Origin of the sequence: Pseudomonas sp. HD6422 (genome assembly GCF_025377065.1) — a bacterium.
GTDB classification, from domain to species: Bacteria; Pseudomonadota; Gammaproteobacteria; order Pseudomonadales; family Pseudomonadaceae; genus Aquipseudomonas; species Aquipseudomonas putida_U.
In genome coordinates, this window is sequence record NZ_JAHWIW010000020.1 from 41698 (window position 1) to 62185 (window position 20488).

Here is a 20488-nt window from a genome sequence, read left to right on the forward strand (position 1 = left end):
TCCAGGTCTTACTGTCGACGAGAATAACAACGTGAACCTGGGAAACATCATCAGTCGAAGCGCAACGTACTGGCCCGACCGTGTCGCCGTTGCCGACGCCAACACCCGCGTGACCTTCAGCCAGCTCGAAGCACGCAGCAATCGCCTGGCCTCTGGGTTGGGTGCGCTGGGGGTCGCTGCCGGCGAACATGTGGCGATCCTGGCCGCCAACCGTGTCGAACTGGTCGAGGCGGAGGTGGCCTTGTACAAAGCCGCGATGGTCAAGGTGCCGATCAACGCGAGATTGTCGCTTGAGGAAGTGCTGCGGGTGCTGGAGGATTCCTGCAGCGTCGTGGTGATTACCGACGCCAGCTTCGCTGCCGCACTCGCCGAGCGTCGCGCGGTGCTGCCGCGCTTGCGCCATATCGTCGCCCTGGACGGCGATGCGGGTGACGTCAGCTATCCGGCGCTGCTCGAGCGCGGCAGCCCGGCAGCGGTCAACCTGGATCCGGCCGACGACACCCTGGCGGTGTTGCACTACACCTCGGGCAGCTCCGGCGTGCTCAAGGCCGCGATGCTCAGCTTCGGCAACCGCAAGGCGCTGATCCGCAAGAGTATCGCCAGCCCGACCCGGCGCGCAGCGCCAGGCGACGTCATGGCTCATGTCGGGCCGATCACCCATGCCAGCGGCATGCAGATCATGCCATTGCTGGCGGTGGGCGCCTGCAACCTGCTGCTCGAACGCTACGATGATCGCCTGCTGCTGGAAACCATCCAGCAAGAGCGAGTGACGCGCCTGTTCCTGGTGCCGGCCATGATCAACCGCCTGGTCAATTACCCCGGCGTGGAGCGCTTCGACCTGTCCAGCCTGCGCCTGGTCATGTACGGCGCTGCGCCGATGGCCCCGGCCCTGGTGAAAAAAGCCATCCAGCTGTTCGGGCCGATCCTCGCCCAGGGCTATGGCGCGGGAGAAACCTGCTCGCTGGTCACGGTTCTGACCGAGCAGGATCACCTGGTCGAGGATGGCGACTACCGCCGTTTGGCCTCGTGCGGACGTTGTTACTTCGAAACCGACCTGCGGGTGGTCAATGCGGCCTTCGAGGACGTGGCGGTCGGCGAAGTCGGCGAGATCGTCGTCAAAGGCCCCGACATCATGCAGGGCTATTGGCGCGCCCCCGAGCTCACCGCCGAAGTGATGCACGACGGCTACTACCTCACCGGCGACCTGGCCACGGTCGATGCCCAGGGCTACGTGTTCATCGTCGATCGCAAGAAGGAAATGATCATTTCCGGCGGTTTCAACGTGTACCCGAGCGAAGTCGAGCAGGTGCTCTACAGCTTGCCCGAAGTGTTCGAGGCCGCAGTGGTCGGCGTGCCCGACGAGCAATGGGGCGAAGCGGTGCGCGCCGTGGTGGTGCTCAAACCCGGCGCCCAACTGAGTGAAGCCGAGGTGATCGAGCGGTGTGGCCGCGCCCTGGCCGGCTTCAAGAAACCCCGTGCGGTGGACTTCGTCGGCGAACTGCCGAAGAACCCCAACGGCAAGGTCGTTCGCCGCCTGGTGCGCGACGCCTACTGGAAAGACAGCGACCGTCGTATTTGACTTGGAGCACTACCATGTACCAACCCAGTGAAAAAGCCCGCCAGATCATCGAAGCCATCGACGGCTTTATCCGTGACCAGGTCAAGCCGCTGGAGCAACGCGAACAGCTCAGCTGGTCGCGTCCGCATCCGCTGCCGGTGTTGCGCGAGGTATGGCGGCGCTCGAGCGAGCAGGGCCTGTACACCGTGATGTTGCCTGAGGCGCTCGGCGGTGCCGGCTTGAACGTGGCCGACCTCTGCGCGGTGAAGGAGGCCACCCATCTCAGCGGATCGATGCTGGCTGCGCACGTGCTCGGCGAGCTGTCCGGACCGCCGCGTATCGGCCACCTGTTCAAGGTCGCCAGCGCGCATCAGGTCGAGGCGTTCCTGCAGCCGGTGTGCCGCGCCGAGAAGGCCGTGTGCTTCGCCCTCACCGAAGCCGAGGCGGGTTCCGATGCCACGGCGATCACCACCCAGGCGCGGCGCGAGGGTGATCACTATGTGCTCAGCGGCGCCAAGCGCTACATCTCTGGGGCCAGCTATGCCGACCTGGCGGTACTGCTCGCAGTGACCGATCCTGGGCGTGGCGCGCAAGGTATCTCGGCATTCTTCGTCGACCTCAAGGCACCGGGTGTGAAGGTGCAGAGCGACTATGCGGTGATGTCCGGCGGCGGTGCCCATGGCGATATCCTGCTCGATGAAGTGCGCGTGCCGGTGGACAACCTCATCGGCGAGGAGGGCGCCGGCTTCAAGCTGGCCATGGGCCGGATCACCCTGAACCGTCTGCTGCACTGCCCGACGCTGCTGGGCATGGCCGGCCTGGCCCTGAACCTGTCGATCGAGCATGCGCGCACGCGCAAGCAGTTCGGTCAGCCCATCGCCATGTTCCAGGCGGTCAATCATCAGATCGCCGACATGGCCACCGAACTGCATGCGGCGCGCAGCATGGTCTACGCCACGGCAGCGCTCAACGATGCCGGTGGCGACATCCGCACCCAGGCGCCGATGTGCAAATTGTTCGTTTCCGAAGCAGCGTTCCGCATCGCCGACCGAGCCGTGCAGATCCATGGCGGAGCAGGGTTGATGCAGGGGAATCCGGTGGAGTGGATCTTCCGCGCCACCCGTATGATGCGCATCCTTACTGGCACCAGCGAGATCCAGCGAAATACCATTGCCAAGGGTGTGCTCATGCCGGGCTAGCCGATGCTTGCAGTCGCTTCATTACAGACAAAAACAATAAGGAAAGATAACCATGTCCACCCCCTCCACGCTGCCCAATCCGCGTAGCGCGTGGCTGATCGCCGCGATGCTGGCGCTGCTGATGCTGGTCAATTTCCTCGACAAGGTGGTGATCGGTCTGGTCGCCGTGCCCATGAGCGAAGAGTTGGGCCTGAGCCCCACCGAGTTCGGCCTGATCGGCGGTGCGCTGCACTGGTTCTTCGCCATCTCCGCTGTCGTCGGCGGCTTCATGGCCAACCGTCGGCCGACCCGTTCGCTGTTGCTCGGCATGGGGCTGTTCTGGGCGCTGCTGCAACTGCCGATGCTGTTCGTCACCTCGTTGTGGGCCATCGTCGCTTGCCGGGTACTGCTCGGCATCGGCGAGGGACCCGCTTCACCGGTGGCCACCCATGCCCTGTACAAGTGGTTTCCCAACGATCGCCGCAGCCTGCCGGTGGCGCTGTTGCATGCCGGCAGCGCCATGGGTCTGCTGGTGGCCGGGGCGATGATTCCGTGGATCAGCGTGCATTACGGCTGGCGCATGAACTTCATCGTGCTGGCCGTGATCGGCGGGGTCTGGTGTCTGCTGTGGTGGCGACTGGGCCAGGAAGGCTCGCTGGACCGGCTGCGTGCAGGGCAACCCAAGTCCCAGGAGGCCGCGCTGCCTTACGCGCGCCTGCTCAGTGACCCGACCGTGCTCGGCAACTATCTGTGCCACTTCGCCGCCAACTGGTCGCTCGCCCTGACCCTGACCTGGGTACCCAGCTACCTGCAGATCGGCCTGGGTATCGGGGCCCTGGAAACCGGTCGGCTGTTCGTCATGTTCGTGCTGGTGACCACGCCGCTGAGCTTGTTCATGGCTTGGTTGTCGCAGCGCCTGATGCGCAAAGGCTGGTCCTCGCGCAGCGCGCGCGGGGTCTTCGTCTCGGCATGCCTGATCGTTGCCGGTCTGTTGTCGTCGACCTTGATCCTGCCAGGGCTGAGCACCACCGAGCGGGTGATAGCCTTGACCTTCAGCGGCGGCCTGGCGCTGGTGATGTACTCGGTGGGGCCGGCGATGCTGGCAGAGTTCACGCCCAGCGGGCAGCGCGGCGCGGTGCTGGCCATCGGTAACGCTGTCGCTTCGCTGGCAGGGCTGGCCGCGCCGGTGGTCACCGGTTTGCTGGTGCAGGGCGCCGGAGCTGCGCACCCGGGCGGTTACGCCCAGGGCTTCCTGGTCTGTGGTGCGGTGCTGGTGTCGGCAGGCCTGCTCGGGCTGGTGACGCTCAATCCACAGCGCACGTTGGCTCGCCTGGGGGCCTCGGGGGCGTTGCCGCCGCAGGCCGCCGGGCAGCCTGCGATGCCTCATACGCCGAGCTGATCACCAGGCCAGACGCCAACCTTCGCCGCGTCCGAAGGCGTCCCCAAGGCCTTCGGCGTCGGTGATCAGTTCGCCTTGCCACTGTCCGCTGCGCACCAGGTCCACCAGCACGCCGCGGACCAGGTCGCGCATGCAGCCGGCAGCGAACGACAGCGGTTTGTGTCGGGAGTGGGCCAGCGCGATGGTGCGGCTGATGCCCGGGTCGACGATACGCCGAGCGCTGATCGGTGCCAGCAGTTCGAGCAGGGGCGGCCAGTTGCTGATGGTCGCCGCCAACCCTGCGCGTACCAGGCTGGCGATACCCGGCGCGGACTGCTGTTCGTAGGCGACATTCAAGGCCACGCCCGCTTCCATGGCCGCTTGCTCGATGCGCCTTCGCAGGTGCAACGCCCGGGGTGGCAGCACCAGGCGGGTTGCGGCGGCCTCGGCCAGGCTGATGGTCTCGGTGGTGCCCGGCGCCGTGCTGCCAACCCAATATAGGGCTTCGGTGAAGATCGGTTCGGCCGTCACGTGTTCGAGTTCTTCGGCATTGGGCACCACGCCGAAATCCACCTTGCCCAGCTCGATCGCCTGGCCACCTTCGCGGCTCAAGCCATCCCACACGGTCAGGGTCACGCCAGGAAAGCGCTGCTCGGCCTGGCGCAGAATCTCTGGCAGCAGCAGGGCTGCAGCCGTGGCCGGAAGAGAGATGGCCACATGGCCTTTGGGGTCGCCACGGCTGGACTTGAGCTCGTCCTTGACCGAATCGAGCTTCTGCACCACCTGCCGGGCCACTTCGTACAACTGGCGGCCGGCATCGGTGAGGGCGATACCGTCGTGCTGGCGGTCGAGCAACTGCATTTCCAACTCGCTTTCCAGCAAGCCGATTTGCCGGCTCAGGGCCGGCTGGGCGATGAACGAGCGGCGGGCGGCGGAGGAGAAACTGCCGGCCTCGACGATGGCGATCAAATAACGAAGTTGCTTCAGCGTCATGGGTGCTTCCAGGCTATGCCGAACTGATATGGCACGTATCCGAACACGTTATTTGTGGGGGTCGGAGCGTGGCTCCTAGTATCACCCGGAAGAGGCGTGGCGAGGCAAGCCCGCTTTCCAACAAGAGCCTGGGCGTCACTGATCGAGGACAATGCCATGAACAGGACCATCGCTGTACTGCTCGCCTGCGGGTGGGCCGCTGCCGTGTCTGCGCAGACCGAAACCTTACCTGCCACCTTGACCCCCATCGGCGCCGAACGCGCGGCCAGCGCGGACGGTGTCATTCCCGCCTGGAGCGGCGGCCTGCAAGCCGGGCAGGTATCGCTCTCGGTGAACGGCACGCCACTTGACCCCTACGCCGACGAGCAGCCGCTGTTCACCATCACCGCCGCCAATGCGGCGCAGTATCAGCAACACCTCAGTGCCGGGCAACTGGCCTTGCTCAAACGCTACCCCGACACATACCGCTTGCCGGTCTATGCCACCCACCGCAGCGTCGCGGTACCGGCCAAGGTGGCGCACTGGGCGAGCATCAACGCTGCCCACGCGCACCTCAGTGACGATGGCAACGGCTTGTCCGAGTTCGTTGGCGTGGTTGCCTTCCCGCAGCCTCGCAGTGGCCTGGAAGTGTTGTGGAACCATCTCACGCGCCCACGCAATGGCAGCTATTCCCAAGCTTCGGACAGCCTCATTCCGCGCGGTCCCGGGCAGTACGTGCTGACCAGCGCGCGCCAGGCCTTTGCCCGGCCCGACGCATTGCCAGGCTGGACGCCCGACCATCCCAGCGAGGTGCTGTACTACTTCAGTCACCAGATGACCGCACCGACGCGCCTGGCCGGTGAGGCGCTGGTGATGCACGAGACCCTGGACCAGGTGGCCCAGCCGCGCCTGTCGTGGCTGTACAGTGCCGCCATGCGCCGGGTGCGTCGTGCCCCTGGGGTGGACTACGACAGCATCACCCCAGGTACCGGTGGTCTGCGTACCGCCGACAGCCGCGACATGTTCAGTGGTGCGCCGGACCGATACGACTGGAAGCTGCTGGGCAAGAAGACCCTCTATGTTCCGTACAACAGCTATCGGCTGGCTTCGCCTGCTTTGCCCTATGCCGAGTTGATCGGCCCTGGACATGTGCCTGCGGCGCCCACACGTTACGAACTGCACCGGGTGTGGGAGGTGCTCGGTACCCTCAAGCCTGGCGCCGAGCATTTGTATGCCAGCCGCCGCTATTACGTCGACGAAGACAGCTGGGCGATTCTCGAGGCGGATTTCTTCGACGCTCGCGGAGCGCTGTGGCGCACGGCCCAGGCGCACAGCTACTACCACGTGGTGGGCGAGGCGCCGGTGAACGCCATGGAGGTCATCTACGACCTGCGCAGCGGCCGCTACCAGCTGTCGGGGCTGACCAACCAGCAGCCGCGGCCGTTCGACTTCAACGTGGCCACCACTGCGTCGCATTTCTCCCCCGGTGGGTTGCGTAGCCGCAGCGTGCGCTGAGGCGCGACACAGGCTGTCGGTGTCAATGGCAACGCCGCCATCGCGGTCCCGGTGATTCCACACGGGTCGCGATGGCGGCGTTGTTCGAGGTGACGCAAACTCATCGAGCCTGATCAAGGCGTGACGATATTGAACCGCGCCGGGGCTTCTTCCAACCCGCCCATGAAACGCAGGAACTTGCCCCGTGCGCCGTCGATGGTGATGCCGCCTGCCGTGGCTTCCTTGAGGAAGCCGGTCTGTTTCAAGGCGATGCGGTCCAGCGTCGCCTTGGACATGCTGACCTGCACATCCGCCTGGCGATGACGCTGGTGGTCTCGGTGGGTCAGCACGCCGTTGCGCACGGTCAGCGCATAGTCCTCATCCAGGTCGGTGAACCGCCAGTTGATGGTCAGGTCCTGATCGGCCGCCTTCGCTGCGTCCACACGAGTGCCCAGGTAATCGAAGAACAGCGTCGGTGTCAGCGCCCGGACCAGGTCGTCGGCGCTGCCGCCGGCGGTGGCGCTGGATACGCCATTGCGCAGTTCCTGGGCACCGCTGAGATAGGCATTGCGCCACGTGGCGTTCTCGGTCTGGTAGCCCAACTGCTCAAGGGCATCGGCCTGCAGCTCGCGGGCGGCGCCGTTGTCCGGCTGGGCGAACACCAGGTGGTTGGTGAGTTGCGCGACCCAGCGGTAATCACCTTCGGCATAGGCTTTGCGCGCCAGCTTCAGCACCTGCTCGGCTCCGCCCATGGCGGCAACGTAACGCTGCCCGGCGGCGCTGGGCGGCAACGGGTCGAGGTTGGCCGGGTTGCCGTCATAGAAGCCCATGTAGCGCTGGTACACCGCCCGCACGTTATGGCTGAGCGAGCCATAGTAGTCACGGCTGTACCAGGTGTTGGCCAGCCGTGGCGGCAGCGAGGTCAGTTGCGCGGCGATTTCGGTCGGGGTCAGGCCCTGGTTGATCAGGCGCAGGGTCTGGCTGTCGATGAAGGCATACATGTCGCGTTGGTCGGCCAGGTAATCGCGAATGGCCTGGCCACCCCAGGTCGGCCAGTGATGCTGGGCGAACACCACGTCGGCCTGGTCGCCATAGCGCACCAGGGCCTGATCGAGGTAGTGCGCCCAGACCTTGGCATCGCGCACCTCGGCACCGCGAATGGTCAACACGTTGTGTTGCACATGGCTGGCGTTCTCCGCCATGCACAGGGCCTTGAACTGAGGGAACCACAGGTTCATCTCGGCGGGGGCCTCGGTGCCCGGGGTGAGTTGGAACTCGATGTCCACGCCGTCGATACGCAGGCTTTCCAGTGGCTCGCTGATTTCCCGCGTCGGTGCGATCAGGCTGACGGTGGCATTGGTCGGCACGCCTTTGCCCAGGCCAGCATCGACCTGGCCGCGGGGGCTGCGAGGCAAGGGGGCGCCGTACATGTACTGGGCCCGGCGCCTCATCGCCGGCCCTGCCAACACGTTCTCGCTGACCGCGTGCTCGAAGAAGCCTTGCGGCGCGATCACCTGGACCTTGCCGGCGTGCACGTCCGCTTCGTCGATGACGCCGCGCACGCCGCCGAAGTGGTCCACGTGCGGGTGGGTGTAGATCACCGCGACCACGGGACGCTTGGGGCGGTGCTTGAAATACAGGTCCAGGGCGGCTCGGGCGGTTTCCACCGACAGCAGCGGGTCCATCACGATCAGGCCGGTGTCGCCTTCGATCAGGGTCATGTTGGCCAGGTCGAGGCCGCGGACCTGATAGATACGCTCACTGACCTTGAACAACCCGGCGATGGTGTTGAGCTGGGCGATGCGCCACAGGCTCGGGTTGACCGTGGCCGGCGCATTGCCGCCGAGAAAACCGTAGCGGCTCGGGTCCCACACCGTTTGCTGCTGGGCGTTGACGATGCGACTGTCGAATCGCTCGATCAGGCCACGTTGGGCCGCGTCGAAATCGCCGCGGTCGGCGAAGGGCAGGCGTTGCAACCATTGCTGATTGGCGTGCTCGGTGGTCGGGGTGGCGTCCTTGCTGGCGATGGCGGCATGGCTGGCCAGGGGCACCAGCAAGGCGAGGGCGAGCAGGCGGAATGGTGGGGGCATGGGACGTCCTTCTTGTTATGTGGAAAACGGGCTCAAGAGCCGGAACTCTAAAGAGCCGGCCCGGCGCCCAGCCAATACCAGAGCAGCATGCGCGCCATGCCGATGTGCTATGGCCTAGCGAATGTCCATGATCCGCTCGGCCAGCCAGGCCAGTGCGGGATCGTGCTGACGGTGTGCCAAGTGCACCAGTTCGAGTTGGAAGGGCGGCAGGGCGAACGGCAGTTCGAACACCTGCAGGGGCAACAGCCGGGCGAAGTGCCGGGCCAGCTGCGTGGGCAGGACCACGCCAAGGTCGGAGCTGGCCGCCAGATGTGCAGCCTGCAGGTAGTTGGGCGTGGTGTAGGCGATCTGGCGGGCGAGGCCCTGTTCGGCTAGCCACTGATCGACCATGCCACGGGTCTGCCCGCCATGCACCCACAGGTGGCGCACAGCCAGGAAAGTCTTCAGGTCGAGTTCGCCATTCACTTGCGGGTGCCCTTGGCGGACCGCGACCTGCAGGGTCTCGGTGCGCCACGGGCGTCGCTCGAAACGAGCCGGGACATCGTCGAAGCGACCCAGCACCAGGTCGAGCTCGCCACGATCCAGGGCATCGGCGGGCAAATTGGGCGTGAGGTGCACGACGTCGATGCGCAGGTGCGGGGCTCGATCCTGCAGCAAGTTCAAGAGTGTGGGCATGCACAACTGCTCGGCGAAGTCGGTGAGGGCCATGCGCAGTTGCCGACGGCTATGTTGCGGCTCGAAGCGCTCCGCACCACCGAGGGTCTGCTCGATCTGCAACAGCGCCGCGCGGATCGGGCCTTCCAGGGCCAGCGCCCGGGGCGTCGGACGCATGCGGCGACCGACCCGCACCAGCAGCGGGTCGCCGAGCAGGTCGCGCAGACGCGCCAACGCGTTGCTCACCGTGGGTTGGGTAAGGGCCAGGCGCTCGGCAGCTCGCGAAACGTTCTGCTCACGCAGCAACATGTCGAAAATCCGCAGCAGGTTGAGGTCGAAGGTCGAGATATTCATGGCTTGAATACATGGCATACGCAAAGAAAATTTCAAAAATACTAGGGCCCTGACTAGGGTGACGGCAATCCCCTAACAACAGGAGCAGCGTCCGTGAGCAATCCCTTCGACGTGCAACAGGCTGCCGTGATCGGCGCCGGGACCATGGGCCGCGGCATCGTCATCAGCCTGGCCCAGGCGGGCATTCCGGTGCTGTGGCTGGACAACGACCCACAGGCCGTCACCGCCGGGCTGACCATGATCGAGCAGATCTGGGCGCAGCAGGTGGCTAAGGCGCGCATCGACCAGGCCCAAGCCGAGGCCTGGCGCGGTGCGGTGCGCGGCGTCGACGGCTATGCCGATATCGCCGAAGTCGACCTGGTGATCGAAGCGGTGTACGAAAACCTGGCGCTCAAGCAGGAGATCTTCCGCACCCTGGATGCCACCTTGAAGCCCCAGGCGATCCTCGCCAGCAACACCTCGGCGCTGGACATCGACGCCATCGCTGCCGTCACCCGCCGCCCCGAGCAGGTGCTGGGCCTGCACTTCTTCAGTCCGGCCCACGTGATGAAGCTGCTCGAGGTGGTCCGTGGCGAGCGCACCTCGCCCGCCGTACTCGATGCCGCGATGGACATGGCCCGGCGCATGGGCAAGGAAGCGGTGGTGGCCGGTAACTGCCACGGTTTCATTGGTAATCGGATGCTCGCCACCTACGTCGCCGAGGCCCGCAAGCTGTTGCTTGAAGGTGCGCTGCCGCAGCAGGTCGATGGGGCGCTGCAGGCCTTTGGCATGGCCATGGGACCGTTTCGCATGTATGACGTGGTCGGCATCGACCTGGAGTGGCGGGCCCGGCAACTTGCCGGGCAGGGCATGGAGGCGCCCCTGGTACAGGTCGACAATGCCCTGTGTGCCCTGCAGCGCTTCGGCCAGAAGAGCGGCCAGGGGTACTACCGCTATGCGCCTGGCAGCCGCGAGGCGTTGCACGATCCGGCGGTCGATGCGTTGGTGCTCAAGGTGTCCCAAGACCTGGGACTGCGCCGTCGCGCGATCGAGGACAGCGAAATCGTCGAGCGCTGCCTGCTGGCGCTGGTCAATGAAGGCGCGAAGATCCTCGAGGAGAACATCGCCGCCAACAGCCATGACATCGACCGCGTGTACCTCAACGGCTATGGCTTCCCCGTCGTGGTCGGCGGCCCCATGCACTGGGCCGACGCCCAGGGGCTGGGCGCCATACTCGGTCGCCTGGAGCGCTTGCAGGGCTTGTTCGGCGAACATTGGCGCCCGGCTTCGCTGATTCACCGGCTGGTGGCCGCCGGCAAGAACCTGGCCGATGTGAAGGAGGGCCGGGTATGAGCTATCGCGCCCCTTTGCGTGACATGCGTTTCGTGCTGCATGAAGTCTTCGATGTGGTCGGCCACTGCCAGCAGCTGGACCTGGGACTGGATCGCGAAACCCTCGACGGGATTCTCGAACAGGGCGCACGGTTCGCCAGCGAAGTGGTGGCCCCGCTCAATCGCAATGGCGACGAGCAGGGTTGCCGCCTGCAGGACGGCAAGGTGCACACGCCGCAGGGCTTCCAGGCCGCCTATCAACAGTATGTGGAACAAGGCTGGGCGAGCATGACCGGCCCTGTGCAGTACGATGGCCAGGGCCTGCCGCAGATGGTGGCGGCGAGCTTCCACGAAATGCTCATGAGCGCTTCGCTGTCGTTCCGGATCTATTCCGGGCTTACCGAGGGCGCGGTGCTCGCCTTGTACCGGCATGGCAGCGAAGCCCTCAAGCGGACCTACCTGGGGCCGCTGGTCAGTGGCCGCTGGGCCGGTACCATGTGCCTGACCGAACCCCAGGCCGGCACCGACCTGGCGCTGCTGCGCACCCGTGCCGAGCCCCAGGCCGATGGCAGCTTCCGCCTCAGCGGCAGCAAGATCTTCATCAGTGGCGGCGATCAGGACCTGACCGAGAACATCGTGCACCTGGTGTTGGCCCGCCTGCCCGATGCCGCGCCTGGGGTGCGGGGTATCAGCCTGTTCCTGGTGCCACGCCAGGTGCCGGGCGAGCCGGGCGACAATGCGGTGAGCTGCGGTGCGCTGGAACACAAGATGGGGATCAAGGGCGCGGCGACCTGCGTGATGAATTTCGACGGCGCCCGAGGCTGGCTGGTCGGCGAGGCCGGCCAGGGTCTGGCGTGCATGTTCACGATGATGAACGACGCGCGCTTCCAGGTGGGTCTGCAGGGGCTGGGTATCGCCGAGGCGGCGCTGCAGGGCGCCTTGACCTATGCCGCCGAGCGCCTGCAGTGCCGTGGTCTGGCGGGGGCGGTGGCACCGCAGCGGCCGGCCGATCCGATTCTGCATCACCCGGACGTGCGTCGCATGTTGTTGACCCAGAAGAGCCTGGTCGAAGGTTGTCGCCTGCTGGCGGCCTGCACAGCCCGCGAGCTGGACCTCGAACATGCCGCGCCGGATGCCGAGAGCCGCCAGCGAGCGGCGCGTCGGGCAGCGTTGTTGATTCCCATCGTCAAGGCCTTCTTCACCGATGTCGGCCAGGAGGTCGCCAGTCTCGGTGTGCAGGTGTATGGCGGGCATGGCTACATCCGCGAATGGGGGATGGAGCAATTGATGCGCGATAGCCGCATCACTCAGCTCTACGAGGGCACCAACGGTATCCAGGCACTGGACCTGATCCGGCGCAAGGTGCTCGGCGATGGCGGCGCGGAGCTGCATCGCCTGATCGATGACCTGGCGACGCAGCCAGCACACCCGGCCCTCGGTGAAATGCAGGCAGTGGTGTCGCAGCGCCTGGCCGAGTGGGCAGCGCTGACCCGTGAGGTCATCGCCGCGTGCCACCGCGACCCGCAGGAGATCGGCGCTACATCGGTCGACTTCCTGGCCTACAGCGCCTATGTCTTGCTGGCGGCGCTGTGGCTGCGCGCTGCGTCCTGCGCCCAGGCGGCCCTGGACGCGGGCAGCGGGGAACGGGCGTTCTACCGGGCCAAGCTCAAGGTCGCGGAGTTTTACTGGCGACGGCTGTTGCCCCGTGCCGATGGGCATCGCCAGGCGTTGTCAGGCGGCGCTGGCTGCCTGATGGCGATGGATGAGCAAGAGTTCGGCCTGTAGCCACGGCTGGCCCCCTGCAGACAGGGGGCCGGCAGCACCTGCCATGGATAACGACAAGAGGAATGCCCATGCAGCCCTTCACCTTCAACACCACTGCGCAGTTGATCAGCGAATCCGGTGCGGCGCGGCGCCTGGCCGAGCTGTGTCGAGCGCGTGGCGCCCGACGCGTGCTGATCGTCACCGACCCAGGCATTGCGCGTCTGGGCATGCTCGACGACATCGTCCCCGGCTTCACCCAGGCCAAAGTGAGCGTGGCGCTGTTCACTGAAGTCAACGCCGATCCGACCGAAGCCTGCGTTCTCGCGGCCACCGCCCGCGCCCGGCATATCGGCGCCGACCTGGTGATCGGCTTTGGCGGCGGCAGTTCGATGGACGTAGCGAAACTGGTGGCGTTGCTCGCTCACCCCGAATGCAGGCAACCGCTGAGCGCGCTGTACGGCATCGACCGCGCCGAGGGCCAGCGATTGCCGCTGATCCAGGTGCCCACCACTGCCGGCACCGGCTCGGAAGTGACCGCCGTGGCCGTGGTCACCACCGGCGAGACGACCAAGATGGGGGTGATCTCACCGCTGTTGCTCCCGGATCTTGCCCTGCTCGACGCCGATCGTACCTTGGGCTTGCCACCGGCCATCACCGCCGCCACCGGCATCGACGCCATGGTCCATGCGATCGAGGCCTACACCAGCAAGCTCAAGCGTAATCCGCTGTCGGCGATGCTGGCCCGCGAGGCCCTGCGTCTGCTGGCGAGCAATATCGATCAGGCGGTGCACAACGGTGACAACCTGCAGGCGCGCCAAGCCATGCTGCTTGGCGCCTGCCTGGCCGGCCAGGCGTTCGCCAACGCGCCGGTGGCCGCCGTGCATGCACTGGCCTACCCATTGGGCGGCCACTTCCATGTACCCCATGGCCTGGCCAACGCTTTGGTACTGCCCCATGTACTGGCGTTCAATCGGCCCGAGGCGGTGACCGACTACGCCGTGTTGGCCAGCGACCTGCTGGGCCCGCGCCTGCGCCCTGGCGATGCCTACGCCCAGAGCCAACAGTTGATCGACGAACTGGCCGAACTGGTTCCGCGCTGCGGGCTGCCCAACCGCCTGCGCGAGGTGGGTGTACCGCGGCATTGGCTCGAACCGTTGGCCGAGGATGCCTTCAAGCAGCAGCGGCTCCTGGTCAACAACCCGCGCGAAGTCAGCCAGGCCGATGCCCTGGCCATCTACCAGGCGGCGTACTGAGCATGGCCAGGCAACCACCGCAACGCGGTGAGTACCGTCAGTTCGTACCGATCACCACGCGCTGGCACGACAATGACGTCTATGGCCACGTCAACAACGTGGTGTACTACGGCTACTTCGACAGTGCGGTGAATACCTGGCTGATCGAGCGCGGCGGCCTGGATATCCGCGGCGATCGCGTGGTGGCCTACGTGGTGGGCTCGAGCTGTGACTATTTTGCCGGTGTCGCCTTTCCGCAGCGGCTCGAAGTGGGCCTGGCGGTGGAGCGCCTGGGGCACAGTTCGGTGCACTACGCCTTGGCGGTGTTCGTCGAGGGCGAGGACCAGGCCAGGGCGGCCGGGCGCTTCATTCATGCCTACGTCGACCGCGACCTGGAGCGTGCCGTGGCGGTGCCGGACGCGGTGCGCGATCTGCTCACGCCATTGCTGCGCGATGCCTGAGCGCTGATGCAGACCCGGGTGGATGGCACAGGCGTAGCCGGTCCCATCCACCGCGTTGGTTCATGGTGTGTTGCCTCTGCGCGACGTTCCCCGAAGCCGCTCGCCGTGTGTACCACCTTGGTGCGCGGCGCCTCAAAATAGGGTAAAAAGCACACCCAGAAGCCCATATCAAAGTCAGATAAGTGCACTCTGCACATACATCATCATGCCCAACGCCCGCTTTTGCCCCGTTGTTCAACCAATCGCCACTCGGCCCGCATATTGCTCTAGCTGCTCCACCTTCCACCCGGAGCACCACTCGAAATGACTGCCCCCAGCGAATTCCCACTGACCGAAGCGCCTGCCAGCGCGCGCAAGGGCCTGCTGCCCATCGCCATGGTCCTGTTCAGTTTCACCTTCTTCACCGGCACCATGTTCGCCGGCGGCAAGCTCGGCATGGCGTTCAACTTCGTCGACATGCTGTGGATCGCCGCCATCGGTAATACCTTGCTGGCCTTGTATGCCGCGGCACTGGCGTTCATCGCATCGCGCAGTGGCCTCAACACGGTACTGATGGGGCGCTTCTGTTTCGGTGAGGCGGGCAGCCGGCTGTCCGACTTCATCCTGGGCTTTGCCGAACTGGGCTGGTACGCCTGGGGCACCGCCACGGTCGCCATCGTGCTGGTGAAGATGCTCGGTCTGGGTCAGGGCTTCACGGTGCCGCTGATGGTGCTGTTCGGCCTTGGCTTCAGCCTGACCGCGATCATCGGTTTCAAAGGACTGGACCTGCTTTCGCGGGTCTCGGTGCCGCTGATGTTCGTCCTGCTGGTAATTTCCATGATCATCGCCACCCAGCACGTTGGCGGCTTGCAGCAACTGGCTGCCCTGGTGCCGCACGAGGCCATGAGTTTTTCGGCGGCGGTGACCATGGTCTTCGGCACCTTCGCCAGTGGCGCCACCCAGGCCACCAACTGGACCCGCCTGGCACGTAGCGGGCGGATCGCGGTGATCGCCAGCATCGTCGCCTTCCTGCTCGGCAATGGCCTGATGGTGGTGGCCGGGGCGTGGTGCGCGATGGTCTACCAGCAGGCCGACATCGTCGAGGTGATGATCCTCCAGGGCCTGTCGTTCGCGGCGGTGATCATGCTCTGCCTGAATCTTTGGACCATCCAGGGTCCGACCATCTACAACGTCTCGGCGGCCGCCTGTCACCTTCTGCGCAGCGAGCGCCGGCGCACGATGACCCTGGCTGCCGACGGCGTCGGCATCGTTCTGGCGGTGGGCGGCATGTACGAAATGCTGATTCCCTTCCTGGTGCTGCTGGGGTCGATCATTCCGCCGGTGGGCGGGGTGATCATGGCCGACTTCACCTACCGCCATCGCGGTCGCTACCCAGCCTTGGCTTCGGTACGCCTGCCACGCTACAACCTCATCGGCCTGGTCGCCTATGCCGTGGGCGCGGTGCTGGCCTACTGGTCGCCCTGGGTCGCGCCGTTGGTCGGCATCGGCGCCTCGGCGCTGTGCTACATCGTACTGCTTGAGCTGACCGGCCAGGGCCGCTTCGTGGTCCGGCAGCCGGCTGAATCGTGAGCCTGGCCCTCGAAGAGCTGTTGGCCCTGCCGGGGCTCGAGGCCATGGCGGTGCGCGCCGGTGCGCGCAATCTGCAGCGCACCGTGCGATGGCCCTACGTGGCGGAGAACGAAGGCATCGCCGAGTGGGTGATGGGCGGCGAACTGGTGTTCGTCACCGGCATCAACCACCCGCGCGAGGAGGCCAACCTGCTGCAACTGGTCGAGGATGGCGAAGCGGTGGGTATCGCCGGATTGGTGATCCTCACTGGCGAGTGCTACATCCAGCGCATCCCGCCCAAGGTGATCGAGCGCTGTGAGCAATTGGGCCTGCCGCTGATCGAGCAGCCCTATGCGCTGAAGATGGTGGTGGTCACTCACTTGATCGGCACGGCGCTTGTGCAGATGGCCCAGACCCGTCGTTCGCGTCATGACATTCTCGGCCAACTGCTCAGTGGCGATTACCCCAGCCTGGCCATCGCCCGGCAGCGCGCGGCACACCTGCAACTGCCGCTGGACGAGCCACGACGTCTGGTGGCGCTGCGCCTGGCGGCGGTGAGCGGGTTGTTCGAGCGACATGGGCCGGAGCAGGGCGAGCGCTTGTGGCAACAGGCCCGGCAAGCCCTTGAAGAGCACCTGGAGGCTTGGTGCCGCCGTTTGCCGGGGGCGCTCAGCGCGCAGTTGCCGGGCGACCTGTTCGTCCTGCTGTTACCCGAGCAGACCGACCTGCGCGCGCTGCTGGCCGCGCTGCATGGTCAGTTGGCCGAGCCTGCCGGGGAAATGCAGATATTCATGGGGCTTTCGTCCACCGTCAGCGACTGCGGCCACTACCGTAGAGCGCTGAACGAGGCGCGCCAGGCGCTGGAGGTGGCCCAGGACCTGCGCCCGGCCAGCGGCCTGTGCGACTTCAGCGAGCTGGGCGTGTTGCGCCTGTTGCAGGGCATCGGCGATCGCACGGTCATCGACGCCTTCGTCGCCCAGACCCTCGGCCCGCTCATCGAGACCGGCCGCAAACACCCCCATACGCTGGTCCACACCCTCGACGCGCTGATCAACGAGAACGGCAATGGCCAAAGGGCTGCGCAGCGTCTCGGGCTGCATCGCAATACCATCAACCAACGCATGCAACGTATCGAACAATTGAGCGGCCTGTCGCTGGACGACCCGCTGTTTCGCATGAACGCCTCGGTGGCGCTGCTGATCTGGCGCATGACCGAAGCGAACGACAAGGAGTAACGCCTGATGAACATCATTAACGCCCGCCTGCGCGGCAAACCTGGGCTGTACCGCATCGAATTGAGCGGCGAACGCATCGCCGCCATCCATGCCCAACAGGATGTCGCCGTACCTACAGCCGACAGCGACATCGACGCCGGCCAGAACCTGGTCACCGCACCCTTCGTGGAACCGCACATTCACCTCGATGCCACGCTCACCGCTGGCGAACCGGCCTGGAACATGAGCGGCACGCTGTTCGAGGGCATCGAGCGCTGGGCCGAGCGCAAGGCCTTGACCACCCACGACGACATCAAGCGCCGCGCTACCAAGACCATCGGCATGCTGGTGGACCATGGCATCCAGCACGTACGGACCCACGTCGATGTCACCGACCCGACCTTGACCGCGCTCAAGGCCATGGTCGAAGTCCGTGAAGAAGTGCGTCACCTGGTCGACCTGCAAATCGTCGCCTTCCCCCAGGAAGGTATCGAGAGCTATGACAATGGTCGTGCGCTGATGACCGAGGCCGTGGCGCTCGGGGCCGATGTGGTCGGCGGCATTCCGCATTTCGAGAACACCCGCGACCAGGGTGTGTCGTCGATCAAGTTCCTGATGGACCTGGCTGAGCGGACCGGCTGCCTGGTGGACGTGCACTGTGACGAGACCGACGACCCGCAGTCGCGCTTCCTCGAAGTGCTTGCCGAAGAGGCGCGGGTACGCGGCATGGGCGCGCAGGTGACCGCCAGCCACACCGTGGCCATGGGCTCGTATGACAATGCCTATTGCTCCAAGTTGTTCCGCCTGCTCAAGCGTTCGGGCATCAACTTCATCTCCTGTCCAACCGAGAGCATCCACCTGCAAGGCCGTTTCGACACCTGGCCCAAGCGCCGTGGGGTGACCCGCGTGGCGGAACTGGATCGCGCCGGCATCAACGTCTGCTTCGGCCAGGACTCCATCGTCGATCCCTGGTATCCGCTGGGCAACGGCAACATCCTGCGCGTGCTCGAAGCCGGGCTGCATATCTGCCACATGCTCGGCTATGAAGACATCCAGCGCTCCCTGGACCTGATCACCGACAACAGTGCGCGCACCCTCAACCTGGGTGAGCGCTACGGGATCGAAGTCGGGCGACCGGCCAACCTGTTGGTGCTGTCGGCGCCCGACGACTACGAGATGATCCGTAGTCAAGGGCATGCACTGGTGTCGATCCGTGGCGGCAAGGTGTTGATGCGCCGCACCCCGGCGCAGGTAGAGCGTTTCGCCTGAGGTGTGGTGAGGCGTGCCCAAGCGCCTGACGTGGCGCCCAAGTGCCGAACGACGCGGCACCTGGGCACCGCAGGCGCTCAGTCGGCAAAGCCCAGGCCAGCGGACAGGTCGGTTTGCGCCGGTCGCGCACCCGCGCTCGGGTCGGGCTTGTCGCGGGCCTGCTCCATGCCCTGTTGCAGCGTGTCCTTGGCCTGCTGGGCGTTGCTCTTCAGGCTGTCGGTGACACGATCACTGGCTGCGCCGAGCAGCTGATCCTCCTTGCGTGTCGAAGGCAGCGCAGCACCCAATGCCGCGCCGAGCGCAATGCCCAGCGCCGCCAGCACCAGAGGCTGTTCCTTGAGCAAGTGCTCGACCTGGCCCTTGAGTGCACTCGCCTGGTCACCGGCAACCTGAGCCCCCTGGCGCAAGCTGTCGGCCGAACCATTGAGCGAATCCCGGGCGTCATGCCCCAGTTCGCTGGCTTTGTCGCGAAGGTCGTGGGCTTTGTCGCGCACGCTGTCGGTGGCTGCGTGCAGCGTGTCGCCGGCCTGGGCGAAAGCGCCCTTGACGCTGTTCACAGCCTCGCCGAGCTTGCCCCCCAGCCCAGGGCCGTGTTGCACCGGACCTGGGTTGAATGGGCGATTCTGATTGATGGCCAGCCACGCCAGGCCCAGTGCGGTGAGGGTAGTCGGCACCGGGTTGTTCTTCAGCGTCGTACCCAGGTTGTGGCAGAACTCGCCGCCGTTGCCCTTGGTGTAGGCCAACACCTGATCGACCAGTTGGCCTGGACTCAGCCGTTGCTCCAGAGCGTCGACCAGGTCGCTGATGCGGTCGCGTTTGGCGTTGATTTCCTGTTCCAGGGTATCGGGGCTCTTTTGCGCTTCGTGTTCGAATGACGTGCTCATGGCAGCTTCCTCTTCAGCGTGTCCTTGTCTTGCTGCATGGCGTGCAGGGTGCGGTCAGGCGCCAGGTGGGTGGGCTCGAACTGCTTCTTGCCCGCCTGCAGCATGAGGAAGCCGACGATCACCGTGATGCCTCCGACCAACAGTGCCGCGAGCCAGGGCTCGACCACCGTGGCCAGCCCATACACCGCCGCCAGCAGCAGGATGATCAACCCGGCCAACAGCACGATGGCGCCCCCGGCGACGGCCGCGGTGCCGGCCTTGAGGGTGTTGAGGTTGTGCTGCAGTTCCGCCTTGGCCAGGGCCAGTTCCTTGGTGAACAGTTCGGGCACTTCGCGCATCAGTTGGCGCAGCAGGCCACCGACGCCCAGTTGGTCATCGACATGGGGAGCGGGGCGCGGTGGGATGGGTTGGAGTGGGTCGTTGTTCATCATTCACCTCCTTTGAGCGGATCACGGTACAGCGGGGTGTCGGCGGTTGGGCTGTGTGTGCCAGGTTTCGCTGGATCGACCGGCTCGGGATCGACCGGTGTGAAGGGCGCGTGGGTCGAGACATCGCTGGAGCGGTCTGGCGTGGGCGGGGTGGAGTGATAGGGCTCGCTCGCCCCGTAGGCCGCTGGCGGGGTGGACCCGGTGGTCGCCGTGGCGTGCCGGGCGCTGGCGCCGAGAAAGCGTGACAGGCCGAAGCCGATCGCCACGCTCCCGGCCAGAAACAACCCAGGATTGTCGCGGGCCAGTCGCGAGCCTTTGTGCAGCAAGTCTTCAGCGCTCTGGTGGCGCATCTGTTCGGCGAAGCTGCCCAGGCATTCGGCGGCTTGTGCCAGGTATTGGGACAAGCCCAGGCTGTCCTTGTCTTCCAGCGCCCGGGCAGCCGACTGTGCGCCTTGCTTGAGCGAGTCAAGCTGTTCGGCGGCGGCATCGCGGTAGTGGCTGTACTGCTCGGCGCCTTGGGCCTTGGTCTCGTCGAGCAAGGCACCGGCCTCGTCGGCGATGCCGTGCAGGTGATCCCGGGTGCTGCCGGGCGGTGCTGAGCCCGGGGTGTTGCGGTCGCTGCTGTCCATGATCGTGTCCCTCGATGAGTGGATATCCGGTACGGGCCGGCTCATTCAGGTGACGGAGCAGCGAGCGGGGG

The 20488-nt window shown here is 65.8% G+C and carries 17 protein-coding genes; 11 read left to right on the forward strand and 6 right to left on the reverse strand.

Features of this window, described 5'->3' with window-relative positions:
• Positions 1 to 31: 31 nt before the first annotated feature.
• The 3 genes from KY379_RS15855 to KY379_RS15865 are packed head-to-tail and all read left to right on the forward strand — an operon-like array spanning position 32 to position 4135.
• Positions 32 to 1579: an AMP-binding protein gene (locus KY379_RS15855; protein WP_261240763.1), complete on the forward strand. Its 1548-nt coding sequence runs from the start codon at positions 32 to 34 to the stop codon at positions 1577 to 1579.
• Between the two features lie 14 nt (positions 1580 to 1593).
• Positions 1594 to 2757, forward strand: a complete 1164-nt coding sequence (locus KY379_RS15860) for an acyl-CoA dehydrogenase family protein (protein WP_261240764.1) — start codon at positions 1594 to 1596, stop codon at positions 2755 to 2757.
• 52 nt (positions 2758 to 2809) lie between these two features.
• Positions 2810 to 4135 (forward strand): MFS transporter, encoded by a 1326-nt coding sequence (locus tag KY379_RS15865; RefSeq protein WP_133331621.1) that lies wholly within the window; start codon positions 2810 to 2812, stop codon positions 4133 to 4135.
• Here the strand turns inward: KY379_RS15865 and KY379_RS15870 are convergent, their stop codons facing one another.
• The gene (locus KY379_RS15870) at positions 4136 to 5107 is read right to left on the reverse strand and encodes a LysR family transcriptional regulator (protein WP_133331622.1); all 972 of its coding nucleotides are present in this window, start codon (positions 5105 to 5107) and stop codon (positions 4136 to 4138) included.
• 156 nt (positions 5108 to 5263) lie between these two features.
• Between KY379_RS15870 and KY379_RS15875 the strand changes: the two genes are divergently transcribed.
• Positions 5264 to 6601, forward strand: coding sequence for a DUF1329 domain-containing protein (locus tag KY379_RS15875; protein ID WP_196172274.1), 1338 nt, complete (start codon positions 5264 to 5266; stop codon positions 6599 to 6601).
• Positions 6602 to 6714: 113 nt separating this feature from the next.
• Here KY379_RS15875 and KY379_RS15880 read toward each other — a convergent pair whose 3' ends face one another.
• On the reverse strand, positions 6715 to 8670 hold the full coding sequence (locus tag KY379_RS15880; protein WP_261240766.1) for an alkyl/aryl-sulfatase: 1956 nt from the start codon (positions 8668 to 8670) through the stop codon (positions 6715 to 6717).
• A 114-nt stretch (positions 8671 to 8784) separates the two neighbouring features.
• Positions 8785 to 9696: a LysR family transcriptional regulator gene (locus KY379_RS15885; protein ID WP_261240767.1), complete on the reverse strand. Its 912-nt coding sequence runs from the start codon at positions 9694 to 9696 to the stop codon at positions 8785 to 8787.
• A 75-nt stretch (positions 9697 to 9771) separates the two neighbouring features.
• Here KY379_RS15885 and KY379_RS15890 point away from each other — a divergent pair, with 75 nt between their 5' ends.
• The 7 genes from KY379_RS15890 (at position 9772) to codA (ending at position 18476) form a co-directional block, all read left to right on the forward strand.
• Complete coding sequence (locus KY379_RS15890; RefSeq protein ID WP_133331626.1) at positions 9772 to 11010, forward strand: 3-hydroxyacyl-CoA dehydrogenase; 1239 nt, start codon at positions 9772 to 9774, stop codon at positions 11008 to 11010.
• Complete coding sequence (locus tag KY379_RS15895) at positions 11007 to 12773, forward strand: acyl-CoA dehydrogenase C-terminal domain-containing protein (protein ID WP_261240768.1); 1767 nt, start codon at positions 11007 to 11009, stop codon at positions 12771 to 12773. Before KY379_RS15890 ends, KY379_RS15895 begins: the two co-directional genes overlap by 4 nt.
• Before the next feature lie 68 nt (positions 12774 to 12841).
• A complete protein-coding gene (locus KY379_RS15900) occupies positions 12842 to 14005 on the forward strand; it encodes an iron-containing alcohol dehydrogenase (protein WP_261240769.1) in 1164 nt (387 codons plus the stop codon).
• Positions 14006 to 14007: 2 nt separating this feature from the next.
• On the forward strand, positions 14008 to 14445 hold the full coding sequence (locus KY379_RS15905; protein ID WP_133331629.1) for an acyl-CoA thioesterase: 438 nt from the start codon (positions 14008 to 14010) through the stop codon (positions 14443 to 14445).
• A gap of 303 nt (positions 14446 to 14748) precedes the next feature.
• Entirely contained in the window at positions 14749 to 16014 is a 1266-nt protein-coding gene (gene codB, locus KY379_RS15910; RefSeq protein WP_261240770.1) for a cytosine permease, read from the forward strand.
• Positions 16011 to 17228 carry a PucR family transcriptional regulator gene (locus tag KY379_RS15915; RefSeq protein ID WP_133331631.1) on the forward strand — a complete coding sequence of 406 codons (1218 nt, stop codon included), beginning with the start codon at positions 16011 to 16013 and terminating at the stop codon, positions 17226 to 17228. The genes codB and KY379_RS15915 overlap by 4 nt, the downstream gene beginning before the upstream one ends.
• A gap of 6 nt (positions 17229 to 17234) precedes the next feature.
• Positions 17235 to 18476, forward strand: a complete 1242-nt coding sequence (gene codA, locus KY379_RS15920; RefSeq protein ID WP_133331632.1) for a cytosine deaminase — start codon at positions 17235 to 17237, stop codon at positions 18474 to 18476.
• Positions 18477 to 18553: 77 nt separating this feature from the next.
• Here codA and KY379_RS15925 read toward each other — a convergent pair whose 3' ends face one another.
• Genes KY379_RS15925 through KY379_RS15935 form a run of 3 tightly spaced genes read right to left on the reverse strand, consistent with a single transcriptional unit; the run spans position 18554 to position 20417 of the window.
• A complete protein-coding gene (locus tag KY379_RS15925) occupies positions 18554 to 19360 on the reverse strand; it encodes a DUF3618 domain-containing protein (protein ID WP_261240771.1) in 807 nt (268 codons plus the stop codon).
• Positions 19357 to 19788, reverse strand: a complete 432-nt coding sequence (locus KY379_RS15930) for a phage holin family protein (protein WP_409977278.1) — start codon at positions 19786 to 19788, stop codon at positions 19357 to 19359. Before KY379_RS15930 ends, KY379_RS15925 begins: the two co-directional genes overlap by 4 nt.
• Positions 19788 to 20417 carry a hypothetical protein gene (locus KY379_RS15935; RefSeq protein WP_261240773.1) on the reverse strand — a complete coding sequence of 210 codons (630 nt, stop codon included), beginning with the start codon at positions 20415 to 20417 and terminating at the stop codon, positions 19788 to 19790. Before KY379_RS15935 ends, KY379_RS15930 begins: the two co-directional genes overlap by 1 nt.
• Between the last annotated feature and the right edge of the window lie 71 nt (positions 20418 to 20488).

Excerpts from the sequence above, each read along its gene's own strand:
- KY379_RS15860 (WP_261240764.1), top strand. The coding sequence starts at position 1,594 with ATGTACCAACCCAGTGAAAAAGCCCGCCAGATCATCGAAGCCATCGAC.
- KY379_RS15865 (WP_133331621.1), top strand. The coding sequence starts at position 2,810 with ATGTCCACCCCCTCCACGCTGCCCAATCCGCGTAGCGCGTGGCTGATC.
- KY379_RS15870 (WP_133331622.1), bottom strand. The coding sequence starts at position 5,107 with ATGACGCTGAAGCAACTTCGTTATTTGATCGCCATCGTCGAGGCCGGC.
- KY379_RS15875 (WP_196172274.1), top strand. The coding sequence starts at position 5,264 with ATGAACAGGACCATCGCTGTACTGCTCGCCTGCGGGTGGGCCGCTGCC.
- KY379_RS15880 (WP_261240766.1), bottom strand. The coding sequence starts at position 8,670 with ATGCCCCCACCATTCCGCCTGCTCGCCCTCGCCTTGCTGGTGCCCCTG.
- KY379_RS15885 (WP_261240767.1), bottom strand. The coding sequence starts at position 9,696 with ATGCCATGTATTCAAGCCATGAATATCTCGACCTTCGACCTCAACCTG.
- KY379_RS15895 (WP_261240768.1), top strand. The coding sequence starts at position 11,007 with ATGAGCTATCGCGCCCCTTTGCGTGACATGCGTTTCGTGCTGCATGAA.
- KY379_RS15900 (WP_261240769.1), top strand. The coding sequence starts at position 12,842 with ATGCAGCCCTTCACCTTCAACACCACTGCGCAGTTGATCAGCGAATCC.
- KY379_RS15905 (WP_133331629.1), top strand. The coding sequence starts at position 14,008 with ATGGCCAGGCAACCACCGCAACGCGGTGAGTACCGTCAGTTCGTACCG.
- codB (WP_261240770.1), top strand. The coding sequence starts at position 14,749 with ATGACTGCCCCCAGCGAATTCCCACTGACCGAAGCGCCTGCCAGCGCG.
- codA (WP_133331632.1), top strand. The coding sequence starts at position 17,235 with ATGAACATCATTAACGCCCGCCTGCGCGGCAAACCTGGGCTGTACCGC.
- KY379_RS15925 (WP_261240771.1), bottom strand. The coding sequence starts at position 19,360 with ATGAGCACGTCATTCGAACACGAAGCGCAAAAGAGCCCCGATACCCTG.
- KY379_RS15930 (WP_409977278.1), bottom strand. The coding sequence starts at position 19,788 with ATGAACAACGACCCACTCCAACCCATCCCACCGCGCCCCGCTCCCCAT.
- KY379_RS15935 (WP_261240773.1), bottom strand. The coding sequence starts at position 20,417 with ATGGACAGCAGCGACCGCAACACCCCGGGCTCAGCACCGCCCGGCAGC.